The 3,559-nt window shown below is 37.8% G+C and carries 5 protein-coding genes and 1 pseudogene; 3 read left to right on the plus strand and 3 right to left on the minus strand.

Translation table 11 applies throughout. The features are described from left to right. Nucleotides 1–56 precede the first annotated feature (56 nt). Complete coding sequence (locus tag CK510_RS28005; RefSeq protein WP_095724767.1) at nt 57–494, plus strand: hypothetical protein; 438 nt, start codon at nt 57–59, stop codon at nt 492–494. Between the two features lie 240 nt (nt 495–734). Here the strand turns inward: CK510_RS28005 and CK510_RS28010 are convergent, their stop codons facing one another. The 3 genes from CK510_RS28010 to CK510_RS28020 all read right to left on the minus strand — a co-directional run bounded on the left by CK510_RS28010 (nt 735) and on the right by CK510_RS28020 (nt 3,042). Next, on the minus strand, nt 735–1,739 hold the full coding sequence (locus tag CK510_RS28010; RefSeq protein WP_095724768.1) for a transaldolase: 1,005 nt from the start codon (nt 1,737–1,739) through the stop codon (nt 735–737). Nucleotides 1,740–2,328: 589 nt separating this feature from the next. After that, on the minus strand, nt 2,329–2,511 hold the full coding sequence (locus tag CK510_RS28015; RefSeq protein WP_095724769.1) for a LysR substrate-binding domain-containing protein: 183 nt from the start codon (nt 2,509–2,511) through the stop codon (nt 2,329–2,331). Between the two features lie 99 nt (nt 2,512–2,610). Then, the gene (locus CK510_RS28020; RefSeq protein ID WP_095724770.1) at nt 2,611–3,042 is read right to left on the minus strand and encodes a DUF6006 family protein; all 432 of its coding nucleotides are present in this window, start codon (nt 3,040–3,042) and stop codon (nt 2,611–2,613) included. A gap of 129 nt (nt 3,043–3,171) precedes the next feature. On the opposite strand from CK510_RS28020, the gene CK510_RS32135 reads away from it, so the two are divergent. Then, nucleotides 3,172–3,330 (plus strand): type 1 glutamine amidotransferase family protein, encoded by a 159-nt coding sequence (locus CK510_RS32135; protein WP_158224984.1) that lies wholly within the window; start codon nt 3,172–3,174, stop codon nt 3,328–3,330. A gap of 112 nt (nt 3,331–3,442) precedes the next feature. Beyond that, nucleotides 3,443–3,559, plus strand: a pseudogene (locus CK510_RS33715) (NADH-dependent alcohol dehydrogenase); the annotation flags it as partial.

Genomic DNA, 3,559 nt, shown 5'->3' on the forward strand with positions numbered 1-3,559 from the left:
GTCAAATTTTAAGCCGTTTGTAGTATAGTCAATTTGACTACTCACAAAGGTAGAAAATGAAACACAGTAACCAGAAATCATTAATTCTTATCTTAATTCTTTCTTTGCTTTCCTTCCCCATATTCCCAGCAACGGGTTTAAGTTCAGCTATTGATTCCATCGATAAATTAAATTCTCATAAATTAAATAATAACTTAAATTCTGAACCAGAAAAACAACAAAATAATTCTCCCAGTGAAGGTATTTTAATTTCCCAAAAGCAACCAAATGCCGAAAAGAAACCCCAACGTCGTCGATTTTGGCAGGGATTTGGCTTTAAAAATCGTGAAAAGAAACCAAAAGTAAAGCAGAAAAAATCAGGATTTTTCAGCCGATTTAAAATCAAGCGATCGCAACAGCAAAAAGTCAAACAAAATCAACGAAAACAAGGATTGTTTAGCAGATTTAATGTGAGCATCCCTCTGGGGAAGGAAGCTAATACGAATAAAATATGACCTCTCTCTAAATCTCTCTCCTATAAAGAGAGAGACTTAAAATATCAAATTTTCTTTCTATTCTTATCCCTGCCCTCGCACGGGAGGGACGATTTTTGTAAAGCAAAAATCAGGGAGAGGTTCCGTCGAATTCATGTAGATTTAGATTAAATCCAACAAAATGAAAATATCCCCAACTTCCATAAGAAATTGGGGAAATAATTAAGAACTATTCAGAACTCAGAATTTTTCTCTTAACTCCTAAGCAACCTTTTCTAAGTTACTTCCTTCAAGTTTAGCAAGACGTTCTGCTAATAATTTTTCGAGACTTTCCAAAGCTTTAGTAAAACCCTTGATACCTTCATCAAGCTTTTCATTTGCCATTTTATCAGCAGCGTGCATCTTATCGTAATTAGCTTTATCCATCGTAATTTTCTCAATGGACATCGATGCAGCTTTTGCAGGATCGAGTTTGCGGGGAAGTTCACCAGTGGTAGCTTGTAATTCCGCCAAGAGTTGGGGAGAAATTGTTAGTAAATCGCTACCAGCAAGCTCAGTAATTTCGCCGAGGTTCCGAAAACTTGCGCCCATTACTTCAGTCTTGTAGCCAAATTTCTTGTAATAGTTGTAAATTGTAGTGACAGATAATACACCTGGGTCTTCTGCTGCGGGGTAGCTATCGCGTCCACTTTCTTTTTTGTACCAGTCGAAAATGCGTCCAACAAACGGAGAAATCAGAGTTACACCAGCTTCAGCACATGCGATCGCTTGGTGCAAACCAAATAATAAGGTGAGGTTACAATGGATACCTTCTTTTTCGAGAATCTCCGCAGCGCGAATACCTTCCCAAGTTGTAGCGATTTTAATTAATACCCGTTCTTTGTCAACACCAGCAGCTTTGTATTGAGCAATTAATTCGTGTGCTTTTTTTACAGTCGCTTCCGTATCATAGGATAAACGAGCATCAACTTCAGTGGAAACACGACCAGGAATAATTTCGAGAATTTTCAAACCAAAGGAAACAGCCAAGCGATCGAATGCTAATGATAAAATTTGGGATTTTGGAGTACCAGCATCAAGATCGTTTTTCGCATTCAGCAGAGTTTGGTCAACAATTTCCTGATACTCTGGCATTTGCGCTGCTGCTGTAATCAGAGAAGGATTGGTGGTAGCATCCCGTGGTGTAAACTTTGCGATCGCACCAATATCTCCAGTATCGGCTACCACAACAGTCATTTTCCGCAATTGTTCGAGTAAATTAGACATAAAATACCTCTGGGATTTAGTTTTTTCAGGACTTTATAGAATTTGTTTTTTTGATTTACTGAATTTGGTACGTGCTTGAATATTCGGCAATCAAGGCTTTAAGTTGGAGACTGATTAGTTGTTCTTTGTCGCAATTGACGAGCAATTTACTTAACTAATACAAATTCAGGATTGACAATTACCGATTACCAATTACTGGGCAAGTCCTGTTTTATCTCCCCCAGCTATATTCTAGGCAAGTCTTTTGATAATTGGTTGTGTATTTGTATGCACTTTTCTTAAATCATCTTGTAATTTTCAGCCTAGTCAAAATATCAACTAACCCCTATAGAATCCTTACCAAGAAAGATATTGGGGATATTAACATTGCCCAAGTCACCCTTAGATAATCCTCATTAATCTTAATTCAAAATTAAGATTTTATACGTCGAGCGAGTATTAGTAAAACTAATGCAACTTCTAAATTGGAAAAATCAACAAATCAAGTCACATTAATTCAAATAACCTGATTTAACATTACATATTTTTTTAATAGTTTACAGTTCGTAACTGACATTTCTAAATTAATTAAAAGGATGTGATATTACATCTATCCCAAGATACTTAATAGAATTTTCACCTTTTCTGTGTGACGCTCAGATTTGCGATAAGCCAGCCAAATTTGATTTGTCACCAAATGTTCCGGTTTGAGAACCAAAGTTAAACGTCGATTTTCCACCCATTCGGCACATAAATAATCAGGTAAAACACTGAAACCAAACCCAAGCGCGATTCCTACGGAAAGCTTCGCTAATTAAGTGTAAATCCGGAAACATCGGTTGAGAAATAGCAAATCAACCGATATTCAACCCAGAAAAAACAACACCAGTAATTACCGTGGCATCTTACGACACATCAACGGATAGCGATTTCCACGCCAAGTAGTCCAACCATTAGCCGACTGTCCACGCTGATCGAATCGCAAAAACCAATTATCCTGCTCCTGTCCCAAATAACGAATTCCCAAATCAGTGCGGTTAGAATTCCGTTTTGCCAAAGGAACCCAAGCACTACCATTATCACTAAACCGACCAACAACTTTTACACCAGAAGTACTACTACAAACATTTCCATCGCACTCGACTTGGGTATCATCAACTACTTTCCATTGCATTTTTGCAGGTCTACCATCAATCGTACAATCCCAATTCCCAAAAAACCATTGTGTAACAGCAAACGATGCCTGAGCATTACCAGAAGGAACTAACATACTTAATGGCAAAATTGTCAATCCCAACAACAGGTTTTTAATCAGTTTCTTCATCACTTTCATCCTTTGATTTGAATTGCGAGGTTCAACTACTCGTTTGTATGTAGCAAGGCAATATTTTATGCAGTTTTACTAATACCCAACCCAAAATCCTTATCTTTCACCAACGAAGAAGAAGCAGCAGTGGGATTAACTGAAGTAGTGCCGTTTTTGCTAGAGTCGGAATTAGTAAAACTTGGTGTCAATATCGAGAAAGTAGCGAATTCTCAACCCAAAGTAGTTGTGTGCGATCGCATTATTACCGGACAAAATCCCGCATCAGCAACAGGAGTGGGAACCTAAATCGTCAAATTACTCCAAATACCAGCTATGTAGCTAAAAAGCCCAAAAACTTAAATTCAGTCATCCTAGCTACAATATTACTAAGTCTCTAGAAATTTCCGAGGTGCGATCGATGCAAAACTTTAGCTTCCACAATCCAGTCAAAATCCTGTTTGGAAAAGGACAAATCGCAAACATCGCCACAGAAATCCCAACTAACGCCAAAATATTGATGACCTATGGTGGTGGT

Origin of the sequence: Brunnivagina elsteri CCALA 953, from assembly GCF_002289455.1 — a bacterium.
Classification (GTDB): domain Bacteria; phylum Cyanobacteriota; class Cyanobacteriia; order Cyanobacteriales; family Nostocaceae; genus Brunnivagina; species Brunnivagina elsteri.

Excerpts from the sequence above, each read along its gene's own strand:
- CK510_RS28005 (WP_095724767.1), top strand. The coding sequence starts at position 57 with ATGAAACACAGTAACCAGAAATCATTAATTCTTATCTTAATTCTTTCT.
- CK510_RS28010 (WP_095724768.1), bottom strand. The coding sequence starts at position 1,739 with ATGTCTAATTTACTCGAACAATTGCGGAAAATGACTGTTGTGGTAGCC.
- CK510_RS28020 (WP_095724770.1), bottom strand. The coding sequence starts at position 3,042 with ATGAAGAAACTGATTAAAAACCTGTTGTTGGGATTGACAATTTTGCCA.